The organism is Scytonema sp. HK-05 (assembly GCF_963872035.1).
Lineage (GTDB): Bacteria > Cyanobacteriota > Cyanobacteriia > Cyanobacteriales > Nostocaceae > Kalymmatonema.
In genome coordinates, this window is the sequence record NZ_CAWMYC010000023.1 from 1 (window position 1) to 19,380 (window position 19,380).

Here is a 19,380-nt window from a genome sequence, read left to right on the forward strand (position 1 = left end):
AGGCTTTTGAAACTGTTAATTTGAGTGACATAATTGGCTGGTTTAAACATTGTGGTTATTGTATTGCATCCAAGTGAGAACCGCTATAGTACCATCGGCAAAATTTATACTGCTGGCAGTACTACCAATAAACGAACCCCCAATATTTAAACTGGCATTGGGTCCAAAAATAATGCCATTGGGATTTATCAAAAACAAGTTAGCCGTCCCTAGGGTGCGAATCAAGCCATCAATATTAGATATCGACCCACCTGTTACCCGACTAATTATGTTTTTAATGTCAACCGTATTGTTAAAGAAAGCTTCGCTACCAGTAGGAACAGAGAAATTTTTGAAACTGTGGAACAGATTAGTGCCTGCTCGTGTTCCGCCTGTGATCTTGAAAGTGTTGCCATTTATGTTGACGATGGAATTATTCGGTAAAGTGGCATCAGGGGTAATTTGAGCTTGAGCGCAATCTGCCGATAAAGTATAGACACCAGCGATTGCGCAGAGGGCAGTGGCTTCGCCAATCGCAATTCCTAAGAAAGCCCCCCAACAAGTACTTCGCAAACCAGCCATTGCACTCTCCCAAGCTGTGTAGTAATTGCACCTTAAAACAGTGAACAGTGAACAGTGAACAGTAACGCCTGCTATGGTGGGGGATTTAAACCCGCCACCAACGCTTTCGGTGCTCTTGGTGGGGGACTTAAACATGCAAAGGATGAAACTGATAACTGGTAACTGTTAAATCAACCACAATTAGTGGAAATCAAGTTAACACTTGTATCGCTAATTCTTTACAAAACGTCATCAAACTTGGCAACGTGTCCTCAGAATGCACGTAGTCAGATTCATTTTTTCAACTATTACATTTTGACAGAATCAATAACCGCAAAAACACGGCTGTTGTTTAAATTAACAAATGCACCTGCGAACCACTCTGTGTTTTACTCACTTCAATCCGGGCTTGAAAAGCTTCTTTAAGGTGAGGCATATGAGTTACCGTGAGGATGCAGGCAAAATCAGATGCGATCGCATTAATCGCTGCAATTAGGCGATCGCATCCTTCTGCATCTTGTGTCCCAAACCCTTCATCCACAATCAACAATTGCAACGCCGCCCCCGCCCGCTGCGCTAATAATTTCGCCAAGGCTAAACGGATCGCAAAGTTAATTCTAAATGCTTCTCCACCAGAGTAAGTTTCATAAGCCCGCGTTCCTCTTGCATCAGCAATCAAGATATCCAAGGTGTCTATCAACTTGGCATTTTTCTTGCTTGCCTTGCCACTCTTTCCAGCCCTTTGTGTAACAAATTGAACGTGTAGCTGATTGGCACTCAGTCGCGAAAGTAGTTGATTTGTCTCTATTTCCAACTGGGGCAACACATTCTCAATCATCAATGCTTGGATACCATTTTTACCAAAAGCTTGTGATAATTCCTGATAAATGCGATGTTGTCGTCTTGCTTCTTGCAGTTGCTGCTGCTGTTGTTCATACTGAATTTGCAATGTTTCTAGTTGGTGAACCTGCTGCTGCAAGCGTCCCAACTGACCAATTTGTTCGTCAAGTTGCCGTCGGCGTGATGCCAATTGCTGCTCTAATGCTGGGATTTGAGCAGATGGATTTGCTGATTCTTCGAGCTGCTGGACGATGCTTTCGATTTGGATGGCAAGTCTTTGCCGTTCTGTTAATCTCGCTTGCAAAGATACCTCTAACTCTTGTAATCTTGTTTTCAGTTGGGGATACTGCTGCTGCGCCCCCACAAGTTGTTGATAGCGTAACTGCCAAGATTGAGCTTTGCGTACAGCCATGCGAAGATTGTTATGCTCTTCTGACACGTAACCAATTTCAGCAATGTGGCGCTCAAGAGCAGCGATTTGTCTGGCACATTCAGATTCAGTGGCTTCTTGCTGGATTCTGGTTTGTAATTGGGCAATTTGCGCCTCAATTTCTGGTTTTCGTGCTTCTATTTGCGCTTGACGCTTAGCTGCATCTTTAATTTGGCTGAGTCTAATTTCTGCCCACCGCCACCGCTCTACTTCGTTACGGGCAAGGGCGTGGTCTTGTTCATTGTAGTTGAGTTGTTGCAAATATTGTTGAAGTTGCTGGAGTTCGGCTTGGGTTTCATGAGCATAGTTACCCATTTGCAAGCAGCGCTCTAATTGCTGCTTTTCAGCGACTATTTCTAGTAGCTGTTGTTCCACATCGCTTGTCGCCTGCAACTGTGCTGCCAATTGTCCCCTTTGTTCCCGTAAAGTATCATAATGAGACAATTCTTGTGATATTTCACGATATTCTTGCCTGAGTACCTGAATTTCTCTGTCTGAAACAGCCATTCGCTCCCTGACTATCCACAGTTCATCTTCAGCATCTTTGTACTCGATTTTGGTTTTGTCTACGACACGATTCCAGTAATGTTCCTCTAGAGGACGTTCGCACAAAGGACAGAGAGCATTGGGATTTTGGAGCATTTGCAGCTTTTGCTGGAGTTCTCCTAGCAGTTTTTCAAAGTCCCGTTGATGAGCCTGCAAGCGTTCGATCAGGTGACGCCTTTCCTGTCCTTTTTCTTGTACTCGTTGTAGATAAACCCGCTTCTTCTCCAATTCGTCAATCTGCATTGCCACTTCCATGACTGCTTGTTGCAGTTGCGGTTGGCGTCTATGCTGACGTTGTAATTGATTGGCTGTTGCTTCGAGTTGTTCGAGTCGAGCAACTAAACCAGCATGAGCGCGATCCAGTTGGCTTTGCAATGACAAGCGTTGTTGCAACAGGGGAGAAACTTGCAGTTGCAATTGATCGAGTTGAGCAACACGGTTGCGCGCAGCAGCAAGTTGTGCTATTGCTGCTTCTACTTCATCTGACTTACTGAGAGTTTGCTGAAGTTCTTGCTCTTGTTGCTGCACAGCCGCGAGTTGTGCCTCTGCGTGTTGTAATTGCCGCTCAATTTCGTTAATTTGTTTGGTTAGCTGGTGTTGCTTTTGTTGCTGTGCTTGTTGGGCGCGAGTGTATTCTTCAAATTGAGCGCCCATCGCTTCTTCTTGGGATTGTAGAACTTGGTATTGGTTGTACCCGGCTTTAATTTCAGCTTCTTGAGTTAAGAGTTCATCTAAAGAAGATAGCCCAGAGTCAATTGCTGACTGCTCTTGTTGCAGGCGATCGCAGTCTTGAGTAAGATTCTGGTACTGCTGCCTAACAAAGTTCAGTTGTTGCTCCCAGTTTTGCCGCTGATGCTGGACAACTTGCAAACTTTGTAATTGAATATTTTCAAAGGCTTGTACCTGTTGCAGTTGATTGATTTCGGCTTCCAAGTCGCCTTGTTTTTGAGCAATTGCTTCACGTTGTTGCAGTTGAGATTTCAGCGAATCCAAAACGCGCTCTAGTTCTTCCGTTCTTGCTTTAAACTGGCGTGATAGTTCTTTTGCCCGTTCTTCTAATTCATCGTACTGATTGAGTTTTAATAACTCTGCTAATATTTCCTTACGCTCACTAGGTCGCTTGAGCATGAATTCATCGGCACGACCTTGACGCAGGTATGCCGAATTAATGAAAGTTTCGTAATCAAGCTTAATATGTTCTAAAATCAAATCTTGTGTTGCCCTTACCCCTTTGCCAGTAAGTGCGCGAAACCCAGTGGGTATTTGTATTTGAAATTCCAAAGCACCACTTCCACCCCGCACTCGGGTGCGAATCACTCGATAAGTTTGCTGGTTTGCTTCAAAGATGAAATCAACTCTAACTTCTTTTGCACCTGTTTGGATAACATCATCTTCGCTAGAGGCTCTGCTTTCACCCCAAATTGCCCAAGTGATAGCTTCGAGGAGGGAAGATTTTCCAGCGCCATTGGAACCACAAATACAAGCCGTATGTAACCCGCGAAAATCTAAAGTAGCGTCGCGGTAACTGAGGAAGTTTTTGAGGGTCAGTTGAATTGGGATCATCGAGAATTAGGCGCTAAACCTTTTTTAAGAAATAACAGTACATATGCTCTTTTTGTTAGTTTAGCTAGGTAAAAATAATGTTTCTAGTCTTTAATCCCTTAAGTTAACGAATGTTAACAATATAATGAGTGTTTTTTTCATATTAGGCAAACATTTTTTACTACCAGCGTGAAAAAATTCATCTTTCCTGCGGTTCTTTCCTTTTTGCCTTCCAGAAACAAGAAGTTTGTTTGATTCTTTAAACGCTTTACAGATGAAGCAAAAATTATTCTCCCCAATACTTGCTTCGCTCTCTACCCCATATCCAAATCTGGGCGACTTCTCCTGCTTTCAATTAAGAAGAGGGTGGCGGCTAAAAGGGGTCAGCAAAGCATCCGCTTGGTAAGTCCTAATTTCGTTCGCTCTCGTCTGACCTAGAGCGCGGTATCAAAAGTCCAACATATGTACCTAACATTTTTCAATCGCATCACAAGCCACACCCACGCCATTTTCTGCCTGAACAATGCGTCGAATTTCCGCACAAGAGGCTGCATAGCTGGGATGATTTAACAACTGATGCAACTCTTTTACAACCCGTGACGCTGAATATTGTTTGCGGGAAATCGTGCGCGAAGTTCCCAAGCGTTCGACTCGTGCTGCATTATCCGGTTGGTCGTGGCTGTAGGGCATTATTAAGGTAGGACGACCAGCCCGTAATGCTTGGGCTGTTGTCCCAATTCCTCCTTGATGGACAATGGCACAAGCGTGAGGGAAAATTTGCGAGTATGGTGCATAGCTAACCGCAAGAATATCTTTTGAAAGATTTTCTGGAGGCGGATTTTTACCAATTAACAGCACAGCACGGCGATTAAGCTGCTTTGCGGCTTTGATGCTTTCCTGATAAAAATCGCCGGGCGACATCACTGCGGCAGAACCAAGGGTAAAAACTATTGGCGGTTCTCCTGCATCTAAAAATTGCTTCAGTTCTGGCATAAGTTCCGTCTTGTCCGAACTACCATCATAGAATGTGAAACCTGCCATGACTGTGTTTGCAACCCAATCAGGTTGCGGTTTTGCCAGAACAGGGGAAAACAGAGCAAGGACAAGGTAAGGCGAAAACTTGTCGTCAATAAAAGGATTGCCAGTTAAGGTTGGTAATCCAAGTTCGCGGCGAAATTGATGGACGGGTTCTGCCCAAGATTTACTAACCAGCTTGGCAAAATTGATGACTCCCCTGTTAGCAAATAAGCCAAACCGACGTAGCTTGACTAGAAATGGAAATAGAGGTAATACGGATGGATCGTAGGCAGAGAAAAACGAGATTGGAGCCATAGCACTTGATGCCCACCGAATCCCTAATTTTTCCGCCACCATTCGAGCCGCAATCACTCCTTCACCCGCAAAGATAAAATCTGCATTTTTCGCTGCATTGATCAAATCTGCATACATCTGGCGTAAACTGGGACAGACCCACTTGCAGACAATATACTCCGAACCTGTTTGCAAATCCATCATCCGCGCCATCTCTTGCGGATCGTCCAGAGCAGTATTATCCGGGCGCATCCGATGAAACTCAAATCCCAAAGCTTCAATTTTGGATTGATATTCTTTGTGGGTTGCAAATACAATATCGTGACCACGTTTTCTTAATTCGAGAGCGATCGCAATTTTGGGATGCAAGTCACCAAAAGAACCGATGGTGGTTAAAATAATTCGACTCATAAAATTTGATTCGTTACTTTTTCATTTAGAAAAAATACTTGACGATTAGAAATCGCGGCTAAGCGCACTTAAGCGCACTTAAGAATATATAGTCTGCCTAGGCAGGCTTCGCTTTTATAGGCACCGTGCGCGGGTTTCCCCCCAACCCCAAAGCCCGCAGTTGAGGCGACATCATCTAGACTTCCAGTCTGAACGCGAGTGCGTGCGCTGTCTAAAGCAGGGCGATTGATCGGGCTAGGAGTCCTAATGTACCAATCACCCGTATCTTCATCATAAATCTTAGCGCCCAGTCATTCTAGGGTGTCTAAAGCATTGATAATAAGATGTTGCTTTTGTGTTGGTTCCATCAATAGTTAGTGAGGGAATATACTGTAGCAATGTTACAGCAAAGCAATAAGCAATGAGCTTATCTTTGCATAAACAAGAAGTGTATCAGTATGATACTCTCCCATCACAAGAAATTAACATTACAATAGAAAGTAAGAGATTGCAATTTGCCTCACTCCCCTTATTCCTAGGCATACATCGGCAGATACAGATAATGTAAAAATATTCAGGAACTATTTCACAAACTTTGCGTCATATACATCCTTCGTTACTATTCTCTAGCGCCAAGAAGCGGTATAAGAATAGAGAGGAACAATTGCACATTCTTACCGTCATAAAATCGATTTAAGCCTCGGAATACGCCTAGCGACAGGTTTAAAAAAAGCCAGAAACAATCTCAGTAACAGCACGTCAAACACATTAAGAAAGAAACAAAAAGGCTCTGCTATGACTCACTTGAATCGTTGGAAAACTGGAACCGCTGCACTTATGGCAATGGCAATGACAACAGGAGCCATTGCACCCATGTTTGTCTCTGCTCCCGCTTCTGCACAATCAATCTTTCGCGGTCAAACACAAACACAAACAGGAACAGGAAGAGTTTCCATTCCTGCTGGAGTTAGACTTCCAGTAACATTTGATAAAGAGAAAATTGTTGTCACTCCTGATGAAACTACACCCATAAAGCTGAGGATAGCAAGAAATATTGTAGACAGGGCAGGAAATGTATTAATTCCTGAAGGAACTCAAATTGAAGGACAATTGCAACCAATAACCAGAAATGGTACAAAGGGGACTTATTTTGTCGCTCAAGACATAGTGCTTCCTAATGGTGAACGGCAGTCTATTAATGCAACATCTGGGGTCGTTACCAAAAAGGAAACAATTAGTAAAGGAGGTAAAACTGATAAAATATTACAGGATGCTGCTATTGGTGCAGGTGCTTCTAGTGTGATTGCACTGATAACAGGTGACCGCAAAATTCAAGCGATTGAACCTATACTTGGTGCTGGTGCTGGTGCTGCTGCAAGTGTTCTACTGCGACGCAAAAACGTTGAAGTTATCGTTGTTGAACCCCAAAGAGGAGATTTGGATCTGACACTGCGCTCTAATTTGCTGGTATATCGTGGCTATTAGTAAGTCGGCTTATCTTAATTTAGCCTGTGAGTCGGGTCAATAGGCACTGGGATGCCCGTTCGGCGCTGGGCTTTGCGCAATCACCATGCACGGGCGCTGCGCTTCCTTGCAATTGCCGCCTGCGGCGCTTTGCAGCATCGCCCGTATACTACCGAGGGGTTGCTCTTGTGGCAACCCCTCCTGTGTCTTTTGAAACAGATAGCGCAAGTAGGACGCGCTTCGTGCAACCACCCAGAGTAACGCTGCTAGGCGATCGCTACCTTTAACTATCCTTAAACTATAATGTGCAGTTAACTACCCTGTGCAGTCGCTTGATTTTTCAGTGAAAAAATTTTCGTAGTCTTACCTGTACAAAATCACTTAAACAGTGCCATACTTGTTTCTAAACTTACATAGAAAAACGTAATAAGCTTGGTTGCGACACAACCGTCTGTTGCCAACAAATTGTTGGTAATACCTTGCGTTGAGATCAAGGCAATAACCTATAACTTGATTTTACCTATAACCCTTTCTCATTTGTGGAGAGGCAAGAAAACACTTGTCTATAAAGGGAGTTAGAGCGTGAAATTTTTTATCCTTCTAAGTAGCACTCACGTAAAAAAAATCATTCTTTTGCAACTATTCTGTAGATGGCAAGTCTTGCTTAATTAACTGGATGAAAAAAGTTTTTCAATTGGCAAAATACATAGGAAAATCTTGAATTAATAAAATCTGCTTGAAGAAAAATTAAGCATGAAAGAAAGGAGAAAGAGGAAAAAGAAGTTTCTCAGATTTTCTTGAAATTTTATATTTCATACTTGTTTTTTTCTTCGTTTTATCCTTCAGACTTTATCCTTCAAATGAGTGTTATAGCTACATTACACTATTAACATACTCCACAAAAATTGGAAACTTTTTAACTCAAATATAGTCTCATTAACAAGCAGAAATGAGCATAATTTTGTGGGGAGCGAAAATATAATGTTTGGTCACTTTCGTTGGCAATCTGGATGTGCTGCATTCATGGCTTTGGGCATAACAGCAGGTACTATCGCACCTCTAGTGACACCTACAGCTTCTTTCGCCCAAACAACTTTTACAGACCTTCAATCCAACTATTGGGCAGCAGAGTTTATTCAACAACTGGCACAACGGGGTATTATCGCTGGATTTCCAGATGGTAGCTTCCGCCCAGAACAGCCAGTCACACGCGCTCAATTTGCTGCCATGATTGGCAAAGCTTTCCAAAAAGCACCAGAACGGCAGGCAGCCAGATTTGACGATGTACCAAGCAACTATTGGGCATCGAGTGCGATTCAGGATGCATATACCACCGGTTTCTTGTCTGGATATCCTGGCAATCGTTTCGAGCCTAACCAAAATATTCCCCGCGAACAGGTTTTAGTTTCCCTCGCTAACGGTTTAAAATACAACGCTAGCAGTAATGCCGAAAGCAACCTGCAATATTACAACGACGCTAATAACATCTCTAGCTATGCTGGTAGTCCAATTGCTGCGGCTACTGAAAAACAAATTGTCGTGAACTATCCTGATGTTAAATTCCTAAATCCCAAAGCAACTGCAACTCGAGCACAAGTAGCAGCTTTTGTCTACCAAGCACTGGTTAGCTCTGGTAAAGCCGCAGCAATTAGCTCACCCTACATTGTGGCTCTTGGCGAACCTACTCCATCAAAACCAGTAGCGGTGACAATTCCCGAAGGAACTGTTATTCCGATAAGGTATGAAAAAGCAGAAAAAATTCTTGTGACTAAGGATGAAACAGCGCCTTTAACCCTCACCGTGGCGCAAAACGTTGTCACTGATAAAGGAACCTTGGTCATTCCAGCCGGCAGCCAAGTGGTTGGTGAGCTGCGTCCCGTCAAAGACAAGGGCGGTTCTCAATTCATCGCCCAAAAACTCATCTTAACCAATGGTCAGGAGTATCCAATCAATGCGACTTCTGAAGTGATTACCAAGACCGAAACTGTCAAAAAGGGCATCAATACAAACACAATTCTCAGGAATACCGCACTTGGTGCAGGTGCTGCTGCAGCGGTTTCGGTTGTGACTGGTGATAAGGCTATTAGTGCAGGAGAAATTCTGGGTGGGGCTACGATTGGTGGATTAATTGGTCTGTTCTTTGGTAAGAACAGTGTGGACTTAATCGCCATTGACCCAAAGACTGACTTGCAAATGACCATTGGTCAGAACTTTCAGGTTTCGTTGAAATAGTTAGTAGTTAGTACTAACCAGTTACAACAGGTAGCCAAATAATAAAGGTCGTTCCTGGTGCATCAGGTGATGTAATAAGCGAGGTCACAGCAGGGCTGAAAACTTCTATTTCGCCCTGCATTTCCTGTATGAGCTGTTTGGCAATTGATAATCCTAACCCCGTCCCTGGAATTTGCGTTTGAGCTTGCACACCTCGGTAATGTCGCTCTCCAAGATGCTCTAAATCTTGTGCCGGAATGCCAGGACCAGTGTCACTGATGGCAATTCCCTGAAAATTAGCTTTTTGTTGCCCCGCTTGGATTAAAATCTTGCCACCAGTGGGGGTATATTTTAAAGCATTGTCAATTATATTACTTAATACCTCTCGTAATGCTTTGAGGTTGGCGCGTACCAGAGGTAAGTTAGGAGGAATTTCAGATATGAGTTGCAAATTTCTCTCTTGAGCGATCGCTCTGGCGGACACCAACAATGGTTCTAATATATCTAGTACAGAACAGTTAACTTCTTTTTCTCCTGTACCAGGCAACAAAAGCGGTGCTTTCGGGTCTTTCTGTACGTTTGCTTCTACAAGGACTTGTTTTTGCGGTAGCGCCAGTGGTCCTAAATCTTCTGCTGTCAGGTCAATAATTTCATCAAACTGTTGTAACAATTCTTTGAGGCGATCGCTTTCCCGCACAATACTAGTTGCTACCTCCCGGTTAGCATCCCCTGCTCGCAGTCGCTTCAGCAATAGTTTACCAAAAGTTCGCAATGCCGTTAACGGGTTGCGAAGCTGGTGCAATAAATTATCCAGTAAATCCTGCTGCTTTTCTTGGAGAATTTGTTGTTGCTGCAACTGCTGGTGCAGCCATGCTCGACGCTGATCCAAAACACAGGCAAGCGATAGCGTTTGAGCAATCCGTTCTATTTCACTCCTTTCTTGTTCATTCCATGCTCGGTCTTCCCTGACTGTGACGAGCAACCCTATCATCACATCCTCATGGACAAGAGGTAAAACAATCTGGTCACCTCTTAGTAGATACTCCTCTGTTGAATGCGGTGATGCTGCATCTCCTGTGGCACTTTCTCGTGATCGGGCTGGAAATTCCTCTGCTGCTTTCAATAACCTCCGGTTAGGACGGTTGTTTTTGAGGTTGAACACATTACCCATACGAGAACGCGGTGTTCTATCCAAGGTACGGGAGGCTGAACTGTACGAATCCCAATTCTTTTTGGAAATAGGTATTGAGCTGGGCAATACCAAAGCATTGGCTGTTTGCTCTTCCACTGCCGTTTCTGGGTAAACCACCACAGGAATGAGTTTTGCTTCATTTGTCGAAGCTTCTATCAATTCTTGCGTCAAATAGACAACGCTCAAAGATGCTTCCAGCCCTTGGGCTAATAGTGCCAATTGCTCTCGGCATAGAGCAACAAACTCAGAACTGGCAGACATTAACATTTCAAGAGCCCTTGTTTAAGATGACAGACTATAGGGACGAAAACGAACAGGAGTTGGCTTGTTCCATTTAACAAAGCTTAACTGAAGAAAGCAACTAACGGTTCGTTCCAAGGAATTATATTGTTCGTTACTCATAATTTTTCTTTTAAAAAACAAATTATCTTTCTTGTATCAAAAGGTTAACAACTCTTGTTTTTTTGAACTAGAACTTTTATAATGACGACGTATTTTGTAGCTATCACTACAATCTATCGCTTGTAAGAGGAGGACAGAAGGTTGGCAAGGAGACGCAAGAGGAAGAGTCGTCGTCGGCAAGAAGGGCGGCGAATTTTAGAACACGTGCCTCAATTTAGCATCGAAAGCGGCGAAGATAAGCCTGTGACAGCAGCTAGAAAATTCATTCAAGCTGAAGGAATTTTGCCACCCGCGTTGCTACTTGTAAAGCGAAATGAACACACAACAGACCGTTATTTTTGGGCTGAAAAGGGGCTGTTTGGTGCTCAATATGTTGAGGAGAACCACTTTTTATTCCCTAGCCTGAGAGTGCTTGAAGGTTCTCCAGGTCAGGAGCCACTAGCTGTTGCTAGTCGATGAACTAACAATGGTTATCATAAAGTTTGAGTTTGCCTTATGACAACCATTAACTGACAAAATTGCTAGGTTTTTTCAAAGTTTCATTTTTTTTTAAGGATGCAGTTCACTTGCCAGTGTTAGCCTAGCAATTTTGGCTCAGGCTCTCAGCTTTAATCAAACCTTGTGTTTGTATGAGTTGATTATAAGTGTCAGAACGTATAAGGGAGTGGGGATAGAGCGAGCCCGTTTTGAGCAAAGCTTCGGCACGCTCTTTCAAGCGATATAGCTTTTTTCTACAACTTGTGGAGAAAAGCTATAGAGCAGGAGTCGTTTTACCTCCTCCCTCTATTCCATTTCTTAAAAGTTGAAAAGTGGTTTATAAGTCCGTCTTTGCGACTCATATCATGTTCGGTTAATTAATTGTCAATCACAAGTATTGCGTGCCTCCTGTGTAGGAGCTACGCTCATTTATAGCGTGCGCTTCACCGCTTACAGCTTTCTTGATGCGACTTACCCTACTCTTTCTTGAAGCCCGGTTTGGAGTTTACGCTTCACAAACCCTGCCCTCAAGCGATAGGTTGCAGTTGCACTCAGCATGACACCACATCCTCATTATTGTCACAGTATGATAATGCAAGACAAGGTGCAGGCAACAAACTGAAATTGCCAGTCTGAGTCAAAGAATAACAGCTATTCACAAATTTTTAATCCCAAAGCTCTGCGTAACTCAATGAGTTCGTCTCGATGGGCAGTTACAGTGATTTTACTTGGAGAGTGTTCTTCGCCTTGGGTTGCTTCCACCTTCAGCGACACCTTCTCTAGTTTTCCAGCTTTTTTCCAATAAAAAACACCACTCAAAGGCGACAGCAGCACCAGCCCAAGAAAAATTGTACTAAGTTTGGGAAAAAGTAGTGACAAAACTAGTGATAAACAAAGAAGACCCGCAGCGGCTAAAAGTGTTAAAAACACAGCTAAAAACCAGCTAGGTTGAACAAAGCCTTCAAAAGTCACTTGGTTTTGTTTCGGGTCTACCGCTGCTACTCGGTAAGACCGTGTTTGAAAATACTCCCTCAATTGAGGCATTAAAGTAGCTTCGTCTTGCTCGCAAACCAGCTTTTCTGTTTCTGTACGGTCTTTGGTAGAGGCACGAATAAAGAAAAATAGCCCGACCGATAATAAAAAAGTGAGCAGCAACGTCGATGGTAGAGTAGCAGTATCCATAAACTAAATTATGAGTATTTTACAGGAGGTGACTTATTCATTATTTAATGAGAACGCTAATTTTTTCTCCCGCTTATGTACTGTTGCCATAAACGAGCTAAATCCTCTGCTTGAAATTGCCATTCTGGAGACACTTGGTACATGCGCCTAGGACGTCCGCGTCCTTCCAGTTTCTTCCAATACCCAGTGATTGCCTTCTGGTCTTCGAGAAATTTAATCGCACTGTAAAGTACGGTATCCGAAAGCCGGTAGGTTGGATGTTCAGTTTCCAATCGTTGGATCAACTCCGTTCCATAGGATTCGCCTTGTACCAAGACATACAAGATATAACAAACCGCGAGCTCCTGACAAAGGTAAGTTGGCGGAGGATTTTCAAAGAAGTGATATATATCCTCAAGTTTCATGGTTAGTGAATGGCTAAAAAATGCCTAAGGGTTGAGCATACAATCCACGGAAATCGTATAAAATACTACTCAATTAAGATAAGTATTTAGCGTTCCTTAGGCTGGATCACCAAAGGGTAAAAATGACATGAGACAAATTCCACGCTGACTAATCGTGGAACTGATGCACCAACCTTAGGGATACAAAAATTTGCACCCCTACCCAAGCTTCTGAGATCATATTGAGGAGCGATTTGACAACGGCTATGCCACAGTCTTTAGTGTCAAGTTATGCCAAGGGCGTAAGGACTGCTTAAGCATAAAATGCCGTCTAAGCAATTTTAAAGGTAAAATGCTGTATTTATGTAGAACTTAATCAAAACTTTGCTGGACAGTAAATATCCTAGGGTCTTTGCGTAAAGATTAGACAAAATATCATGTTTCATTTCCAGCTTTACGGATAGCGAACACACCCAAAAAAGTATTCACTACGGAATTTATCTACTAGAAATACTCCAGTGCCGTTTGCTAAGTGTGATAGTAAATTTATCAAACCCCAGCACATTGGTGATCAGTATGTCAGAATCCTCTTCACTCCGAGCAATCGCCCAAACGTTTCGCCTCACAGGTTGGATTAGCTTTTGGATTCAGTTAGTGCTAGGTGTTGTTTCTGGGGGGATTTTGCTGTTTGCCGTCTTAAGTCAGAGATCTGGTAGCACTAGTAATAATCCAGGAACTGGGTTCGGTGCCTTTTTTGCAGTTGCTGGGCTCATTGCCTTGGGAGTGGGCATTTATTTAGCTTTCCGTTACACCCAGCTTGGTAATCGACTGGAATCGTCCAATCCTAACAACCGCCCGCGCAAAGTTGAAACTCTTCAAGTCGTACGCTTTGCGGTTATGGTGCATTTGGTGGGAATGCTGTTGACTTTGTTAGGGGCGCAAGCGACTGTTGGCATCCTGCTGACAAAGTCATTGACTTTACCGCAAGTGGGTACTGGAGTTTACACCCAAATCGACCCTAGCCGGATTATTCAATCGTTGGATATTTTCGTCGTGCAGGCAAACACTAATACGGTTTCAGCACATTTTGCAGGGCTTGTTGCGTCCATTTGGCTACTCCAACGCATCTCCAAACCTCAGTCTTAGCGTAATTCTTAATTGATAATTTCTTGTTCGCTGCGGACTGCCTTAATGACGAACTAGTGATTCTTTGAAGAATTCATCAAAAATTCTTACTGGAAATTTGCGAAAGTGGAAATTTTAATCTCAAGATTACTACACACTTGCGGGAGAAAAGCATCCTGCTATTGGTTGATGTCAAAGCAATAGTTCAGGTCACTCACTTTTGAGAGCTAGTTGACTTTTGCACTTGTTACTAGCCGGAAGTACTATATTTTGATGTGTTAACTGTAAAGAAAATCCGCAGGCTAGGGACTAGGACAAATCTGTGCTAGATATTAAGCTAATACGAGAAAATCCGCAATTGGTTCAGGAACGGTTGAATACTCGTGGTGGAAACTACGACATTGAGCCGCTTTTAGAGTTGGATAAACAGCAACGCGAATTGGAAGCGAAGCGAAATCAACTCCAAGCACGTAGTAACGAAATTGCTAAATTAATTCCTGAAAAGATAAAAGCTGGTTCCAACCCCAAAGGACCAGAAATTCAAGCATTCCGGGATGAAGGCAGTTCTGTGAAAGCAGAAATTGGGAAACTCGAACCCCAGGAGAAAGAACTCTCAGCCAAAATCGAAGAACTTTTACTAACACTTCCCAACTTGCCAAGCGACTCCACACCTATTGGTAAGAGTGAGGAAGATAACGTAGAAGTGCGTCGTTGGGGCGATGAGTACATTCCTCAAAACCCAAAGATTATTCCTCACTGGGAAATTGGCGAAAAGTTGGGTATTCTCAACGTTGAGCGAGCTGTGAAAGTCGCACAAAGTCGCTTTGTGACGCTCATAGGCGCTGGTGCGAAGCTGGAGAGAGCATTAATTCAATTTATGCTTGATCGCCAGATAGCAGCAGGGTATGTAGAAGTCATTCCCCCATTTTTGATTAATACCGAGTCTATGACAGCCACGGGTCAGTTGCCCAAGTTTGCTGAAGAAAGTTTTAAATGCGCGGCTGATGATTTGTGGCTTGCGCCTACGGCGGAAGTCCCCGTAACCAACCTCTACCGTGGTGAAACTCTCAATTCCGAAGAGTTGCCGATCTACCATTGTGCTTATACTCCCTGTTTTCGTCGGGAAGCTGGGAGTTATGGACGCGATATGCGGGGACTGATTCGACTGCATCAATTTAACAAAGTTGAACTGGTGAAATTTGTCCATCCCAGCACTTCTAGTGAGGAACTGGAAAAATTGGTAGGTAATGCAGAAGCAATTTTACAGGCGTTGCAGCTGCCTTACCGAGTCGTAGCGTTATGTACTGGGGATATAGGATTTCATTCTGCCAAAACCTATGACTTAGAGGTTTGGCTTCCCTCTTCTGGCAAATACCGCGAAATTTCCAGCTGTTCCAATTTTATGGACTACCAGGCGCGACGGGGTCAAATTCGCTTTAAAGAAAGCGGTAAGAAGGGAACGCAGTTCGTGCATACCCTCAATGGTTCTGGGTTAGCTGCGGGACGTACAATGGCAGCGATTTTGGAAAATTATCAACAAGAGGATGGAACCGTACGCATACCAGAAGCGCTGCAACCTTACATAGGACGTGAAGTGCTGTGATCTAGGTTGATTAGCTGTAGAGACGCGCCATGGCGAGCCAGCGCTGCAGGAGGGTTTCCCGACAGCCAGGCGACTGGCGGCGCGTCTGTACATTTGGAGCGTTGTGACAAAGAACCACGCTTCGGCTAACAATTTACAACTCTCCCTTAAGAATTACCGAAAAAGCTAGAAAATCAGCACACCAGACCAGTGGTAGACTGGGACACATTTTAAAATGAATAAGTATAGCTGAATAAGTTCACTCATTCTTTCTATGTCAGTTTTTGCGCCTTTAGCAGCGATCGCAGTCTTGGCTGTTCTGATCCTGGTTCACGAGTTTGGACATTTTATTGCAGCAAGGTCCCAGGGGATTTACGTCAATCGTTTTTCTCTGGGCTTTGGTCCGGTTATCTGGAAATATCAAGGAGCCCAAACTGAATACGCTATCCGAGCTTTTCCTCTGGGTGGTTTTGTCGGTTTTCCTGACGATGACCCAGATAGCAATATTCCAGCCAATGACCCGAATCTTTTGCGTAACCGCCCCATTTTAGATCGGGCGATTGTCATTAGTGCGGGAGTGATAGCGAATTTAATATTTGCCTACTTCCTTTTAGTCACGCAGGTTGGTTTTGTTGGCATACCACAACCAAGCCAACCCCAACCAGGAGTTTTGATTCAACAGCTAGCACCAAATGTAAGTTCTGTCGCAGCCAAAGCAGGAATTCAGAAAGGAGATGTCATCCTAGCAGCTAATCAAAGACAATTTGGGGCATCGCAGCAAGAGTTAGAGGCTTTAAGGGAAATAATTAAAACTAATCCAGATAAGCCAATCCAATTAGAAATTGCCCGTAATGACCAAAAGCTGTCTTTGACCGTAGTTCCTGAAGCAAACTCAAACGGTGAGGGTAGTATCGGCATCGGACTTGCTCCCAACGTCAAACTTGAGCGTCGTCCCGTGAGCAACCCCGTGGAAGCTTTTAAGATTGGCGCTAAGGAATTCCAGCGGATTGTCTCACTGACATTCCAAGGTTTTGGGCAATTAATCACGAACTTCGGCGAGACAGCTAACCAAGTTGCTGGTCCAGTGAGAATTGTGGAAATAGGTGCCAACATTGCCCAGAATGATACAGCTAGTTTGTTCTTCTTTGCCGCTTTGATCAGCATTAACTTGGCTGTGATCAATATTTTGCCTTTACCAGCTTTAGATGGAGGACAACTTGCTTTTCTGCTGATTGAAGGTTTGCGCGGTAAACCCTTGCCTAATCGCGTTCAAGAAGGTGTCATGCAAACTGGTTTGGTAATACTTTTAGGGCTAGGCATTTTTCTCATACTCAAAGAAACTACCCAATTGGAGTGGGTGCAAAAATTATTCCAGTGATTAGTACGCGCAAACGCTCATCTGTAAAGCAACGGGCGCTAGAAATCCTAGTTCGCCTGAACCGCCTTTATCCAGATGCAACTTGCTCTTTAAACTACTCAACCCCAGTGCAGTTGCTGGTGGCTACGATTCTCTCGGCTCAGTGTACGGATGAACGAGTGAATCAAGTGACACCAGCCTTGTTTAGTAAGTTCCCGGATGCAGCGAGTCTGGCAAATGCTGATTTGACAGAGTTAGAAAACTTGGTGCGTTCCACTGGGTTTTACCGCAATAAAGCGAAGAATATTCAAGCTGCCTGTCGGATGATTGTCAATGAATTTGGCGGTCATGTGCCAAAGCGGATGGAACAGCTGTTGCAGCTTCCTGGTGTGGCGCGCAAAACGGCAAATGTCGTCCTCGCTCATGCTTATGGAATCAATGCTGGGGTGACTGTTGATACTCATGTGAAGCGTTTAAGCCAGCGCTTGGGCTTAACTGAACACACAGACCCCATCCGCATTGAGCGAGATTTGATGCTCCTATTGCCTCAACCAGACTGGGAAAATTGGTCAATTCGGCTGATTTATCATGGTCGGGCGATTTGTAAAGCGCGATCGCCTGCGTGTGAAGCTTGTCAACTGGCTGAACTTTGTCCTTCTGCTTTTAACGTGCCACAGGTGACTGTGAAGGCAAAAGTTGAGGAAAGCCCTTAATGGTCTGAAGAAGGAAAAATTCCAGGGTTTGTAGTTAGTGCTTGAGGGATTAAGCGCTAATTACGAACTTAATTCATGTCAAAAGATGTGCAATTATATAGAATGGAAAATGCTGTCTTTAAATAAATTACTTAGATTATGGCAAAAAAGAGCATGATTGAGCGCGAGAAAAAACGCGCCAAACTGGTGGCTAAGTACGCTGAAAAGCGCGAAGCCTTGCTGGAAGAATTCAAAGAAGCAGAATCTCCTCTTGATAAGCTGGAAATTCACCGCGAAATTCAACAGCTACCCCGCAATAGCGCTCCCAGTCGTCGCCGCAACCGCTGCTGGGTAACTGGTCGTTCCAGAGGAGTTTACCGCGACTTTGGTCTATCTCGAAATGTCCTGCGGGAATGGGCACACGAAGGTCTTTTGCCCGGAGTGGTGAAATCTAGTTGGTAGGCGCGTGATTAGTCGTTAGTCGTTAGTGGTTCTTATTGACAACTAACAACTAACAGCTAACAAAATTACTGTCCGCAACATCTATCAATTCCCAGACTATCTAGGAGTAAATCGCTGACAGCGTTGGCTATAGCAAACTCTCCGTAGAAACTTTTGGAAAAATCAAACGACTGCATCTCTGTGACAATGGCAATCACTAGAGAACCTAAGTCGTTTTCTCCTTCCATCCGTTGACGCACAAAAATCTGTGCTGCTCTTTGGGCAATTGTCTGATTGATTGCTTCTGGGATAAATTCTTCATCAAGCCACTGATGCAAGCGCTGGCGCAACCATTCTCCCTCAAGCATAGGATTTTGAGGTGCTGGTAAGGTGATGGGTGGAATTGGTTCTGTCATTTTCTTTTATTTTTATATTAAAGACTCAGGTTGCCAGAAAATACCTTCGTAGTATGCACTTAAGCTCCTACTACAAAATATGTTTTTTGCTTATTTTTATGCAATATGATATCGCCACTATTATTCAAAGCTATGCTCAAGGCTATTTTCTCATGGCTGATGAGAATGATGTCTTGGGGTGGTATGGAAGCCGCGATCGCACTCTCATTCCTTTAGATGAACGATTTCGTTACCCCAAGTCCTTGCAGCGTGTTCTCAATCAAGAGCGTTTTACTGTTGCGATTAACCGCGATTTCAAAGCTGTTGTGGCTGGATGTGCTAACCGAGAACTTACCTGGATTTCACCACAGTTAAAAGAGATTTACTGGGAACTTTACCAAGCCGGTTGGGCATATAGTTTTGAAACTTGGCAAGGGGATGAACTCGCTGGGGGAATTTTGGGAATTGTAATTGGGGGTGCTTTTATTGGGGAGTCGATGTTTTACCGCATCCCGGAGGGTTCAAAGGTGGCGATGGTGAAGTTGGTGGAAAGGTTGCGCCAAAGGGAATTTGTGATGTTCGATGCCCAAATGATGAATCCCCATTTGGAGAGGTTTGGTGCTTATGGCGTGAGAGATAAAGAGTATCAAAAGTTACTTTACAAAGCTTTGCAACGTTCTTGTTCGCTACTTTAGCTACCTCCGACAGAAGCCCCTTTGCAGGCATAGCACTCTCTACTGGAATTTACTAAGCTCTCATTATATGCAAATTGTAGGCGCGACAGCTTATCAACGCTGTATCGATAAGGAGTAGATATCAAGATTTGATACTCCCCACGGCTAAAAGCCGGGGGATTCTTGAAGAGTCCACAAACGAAC

The 19,380-nt window shown here is 43.8% G+C and carries 17 protein-coding genes and 1 pseudogene; 10 read left to right on the forward strand and 8 right to left on the reverse strand.

What is annotated here, in order from left to right; genetic code table 11:
* Positions 1-87: 87 nt before the first annotated feature.
* The 3 genes and pseudogenes from AACT52_RS04445 to AACT52_RS04455 form a co-directional block, all read right to left on the reverse strand.
* Positions 88-561: pseudogene (locus AACT52_RS04445) on the reverse strand (filamentous hemagglutinin N-terminal domain-containing protein); the annotation flags it as partial.
* Between the two features lie 331 nt (positions 562-892).
* A complete protein-coding gene (sbcC, locus tag AACT52_RS04450; RefSeq protein ID WP_073636226.1) occupies positions 893-3,919 on the reverse strand; it encodes an exonuclease subunit SbcC in 3,027 nt (1,008 codons plus the stop codon).
* Positions 3,920-4,366: 447 nt separating this feature from the next.
* A complete protein-coding gene (locus AACT52_RS04455) occupies positions 4,367-5,620 on the reverse strand; it encodes a glycosyltransferase (protein WP_073636227.1) in 1,254 nt (417 codons plus the stop codon).
* 774 nt (positions 5,621-6,394) lie between these two features.
* Between AACT52_RS04455 and AACT52_RS04460 the strand changes: the two genes are divergently transcribed.
* The 3 genes from AACT52_RS04460 (at position 6,395) to AACT52_RS04470 (ending at position 9,295) form a co-directional block, all read left to right on the forward strand.
* Positions 6,395-7,084, forward strand: coding sequence for a conjugal transfer protein TrbI (locus AACT52_RS04460; RefSeq protein WP_073636228.1), 690 nt, complete (start codon positions 6,395-6,397; stop codon positions 7,082-7,084).
* A 26-nt stretch (positions 7,085-7,110) separates the two neighbouring features.
* Positions 7,111-7,350 (forward strand): hypothetical protein, encoded by a 240-nt coding sequence (locus tag AACT52_RS04465; protein WP_143172996.1) that lies wholly within the window; start codon positions 7,111-7,113, stop codon positions 7,348-7,350.
* Positions 7,351-8,044: 694 nt separating this feature from the next.
* A complete protein-coding gene (locus AACT52_RS04470) occupies positions 8,045-9,295 on the forward strand; it encodes an S-layer homology domain-containing protein (RefSeq protein ID WP_073636230.1) in 1,251 nt (416 codons plus the stop codon).
* A 13-nt stretch (positions 9,296-9,308) separates the two neighbouring features.
* On the opposite strand, the gene AACT52_RS04475 is transcribed toward AACT52_RS04470, so the two are convergent.
* On the reverse strand, positions 9,309-10,733 hold the full coding sequence (locus AACT52_RS04475; RefSeq protein ID WP_073636231.1) for a sensor histidine kinase: 1,425 nt from the start codon (positions 10,731-10,733) through the stop codon (positions 9,309-9,311).
* A 276-nt stretch (positions 10,734-11,009) separates the two neighbouring features.
* Here AACT52_RS04475 and AACT52_RS04480 point away from each other — a divergent pair, with 276 nt between their 5' ends.
* Positions 11,010-11,327, forward strand: coding sequence for a DUF3155 domain-containing protein (locus AACT52_RS04480; RefSeq protein ID WP_073636232.1), 318 nt, complete (start codon positions 11,010-11,012; stop codon positions 11,325-11,327).
* Positions 11,328-11,996: 669 nt separating this feature from the next.
* On the opposite strand, the gene AACT52_RS04485 is transcribed toward AACT52_RS04480, so the two are convergent.
* Both AACT52_RS04485 and AACT52_RS04490 read right to left on the reverse strand, forming a co-directional pair.
* Positions 11,997-12,527 carry a cofactor assembly of complex C subunit B gene (locus AACT52_RS04485; RefSeq protein WP_073636233.1) on the reverse strand — a complete coding sequence of 177 codons (531 nt, stop codon included), beginning with the start codon at positions 12,525-12,527 and terminating at the stop codon, positions 11,997-11,999.
* A 56-nt stretch (positions 12,528-12,583) separates the two neighbouring features.
* Entirely contained in the window at positions 12,584-12,931 is a 348-nt protein-coding gene (locus AACT52_RS04490; RefSeq protein WP_073636234.1) for a PadR family transcriptional regulator, read from the reverse strand.
* 555 nt (positions 12,932-13,486) lie between these two features.
* Here AACT52_RS04490 and AACT52_RS04495 point away from each other — a divergent pair.
* From AACT52_RS04495 to rpsN, 5 genes are all read left to right on the forward strand, one after another.
* Entirely contained in the window at positions 13,487-14,056 is a 570-nt protein-coding gene (locus AACT52_RS04495; protein ID WP_073636235.1) for a DUF3611 family protein, read from the forward strand.
* A gap of 301 nt (positions 14,057-14,357) precedes the next feature.
* Positions 14,358-15,638 (forward strand): serine--tRNA ligase, encoded by a 1,281-nt coding sequence (gene serS / locus AACT52_RS04500; RefSeq protein ID WP_073636236.1) that lies wholly within the window; start codon positions 14,358-14,360, stop codon positions 15,636-15,638.
* Between the two features lie 253 nt (positions 15,639-15,891).
* Positions 15,892-16,995 (forward strand): RIP metalloprotease RseP, encoded by a 1,104-nt coding sequence (gene rseP, locus AACT52_RS04505; RefSeq protein ID WP_073636237.1) that lies wholly within the window; start codon positions 15,892-15,894, stop codon positions 16,993-16,995.
* The gene (nth, locus tag AACT52_RS04510; RefSeq protein ID WP_073636238.1) at positions 16,971-17,687 is read left to right on the forward strand and encodes an endonuclease III; all 717 of its coding nucleotides are present in this window, start codon (positions 16,971-16,973) and stop codon (positions 17,685-17,687) included. The genes rseP and nth overlap by 25 nt, the downstream gene beginning before the upstream one ends.
* 138 nt (positions 17,688-17,825) lie before the next feature.
* Positions 17,826-18,128, forward strand: a complete 303-nt coding sequence (gene rpsN / locus AACT52_RS04515; protein WP_073636239.1) for a 30S ribosomal protein S14 — start codon at positions 17,826-17,828, stop codon at positions 18,126-18,128.
* 65 nt (positions 18,129-18,193) lie between these two features.
* Here the strand turns inward: rpsN and AACT52_RS04520 are convergent, their stop codons facing one another.
* The gene (locus tag AACT52_RS04520; protein ID WP_073636240.1) at positions 18,194-18,523 is read right to left on the reverse strand and encodes a hypothetical protein; all 330 of its coding nucleotides are present in this window, start codon (positions 18,521-18,523) and stop codon (positions 18,194-18,196) included.
* A gap of 98 nt (positions 18,524-18,621) precedes the next feature.
* Between AACT52_RS04520 and aat the strand changes: the two genes are divergently transcribed.
* Complete coding sequence (aat, locus tag AACT52_RS04525; RefSeq protein ID WP_073636241.1) at positions 18,622-19,197, forward strand: leucyl/phenylalanyl-tRNA--protein transferase; 576 nt, start codon at positions 18,622-18,624, stop codon at positions 19,195-19,197.
* On the opposite strand, the gene AACT52_RS04530 is transcribed toward aat, so the two are convergent.
* Positions 19,194-19,380, reverse strand: a 187-nt coding sequence (locus AACT52_RS04530) for a hypothetical protein (protein ID WP_233154224.1), incomplete at its 5' end; no start/stop codon positions are given. The genes aat and AACT52_RS04530 overlap by 4 nt on opposite strands.

Excerpts from the sequence above, each read along its gene's own strand:
- sbcC (WP_073636226.1), bottom strand. The coding sequence starts at position 3,919 with ATGATCCCAATTCAACTGACCCTCAAAAACTTCCTCAGTTACCGCGAC.
- AACT52_RS04455 (WP_073636227.1), bottom strand. The coding sequence starts at position 5,620 with ATGAGTCGAATTATTTTAACCACCATCGGTTCTTTTGGTGACTTGCAT.
- AACT52_RS04460 (WP_073636228.1), top strand. The coding sequence starts at position 6,395 with ATGACTCACTTGAATCGTTGGAAAACTGGAACCGCTGCACTTATGGCA.
- AACT52_RS04470 (WP_073636230.1), top strand. The coding sequence starts at position 8,045 with ATGTTTGGTCACTTTCGTTGGCAATCTGGATGTGCTGCATTCATGGCT.
- AACT52_RS04475 (WP_073636231.1), bottom strand. The coding sequence starts at position 10,733 with ATGTTAATGTCTGCCAGTTCTGAGTTTGTTGCTCTATGCCGAGAGCAA.
- AACT52_RS04485 (WP_073636233.1), bottom strand. The coding sequence starts at position 12,527 with ATGGATACTGCTACTCTACCATCGACGTTGCTGCTCACTTTTTTATTA.
- AACT52_RS04490 (WP_073636234.1), bottom strand. The coding sequence starts at position 12,931 with ATGAAACTTGAGGATATATATCACTTCTTTGAAAATCCTCCGCCAACT.
- AACT52_RS04495 (WP_073636235.1), top strand. The coding sequence starts at position 13,487 with ATGTCAGAATCCTCTTCACTCCGAGCAATCGCCCAAACGTTTCGCCTC.
- rseP (WP_073636237.1), top strand. The coding sequence starts at position 15,892 with ATGTCAGTTTTTGCGCCTTTAGCAGCGATCGCAGTCTTGGCTGTTCTG.
- rpsN (WP_073636239.1), top strand. The coding sequence starts at position 17,826 with ATGGCAAAAAAGAGCATGATTGAGCGCGAGAAAAAACGCGCCAAACTG.
- AACT52_RS04520 (WP_073636240.1), bottom strand. The coding sequence starts at position 18,523 with ATGACAGAACCAATTCCACCCATCACCTTACCAGCACCTCAAAATCCT.
- aat (WP_073636241.1), top strand. The coding sequence starts at position 18,622 with ATGCAATATGATATCGCCACTATTATTCAAAGCTATGCTCAAGGCTAT.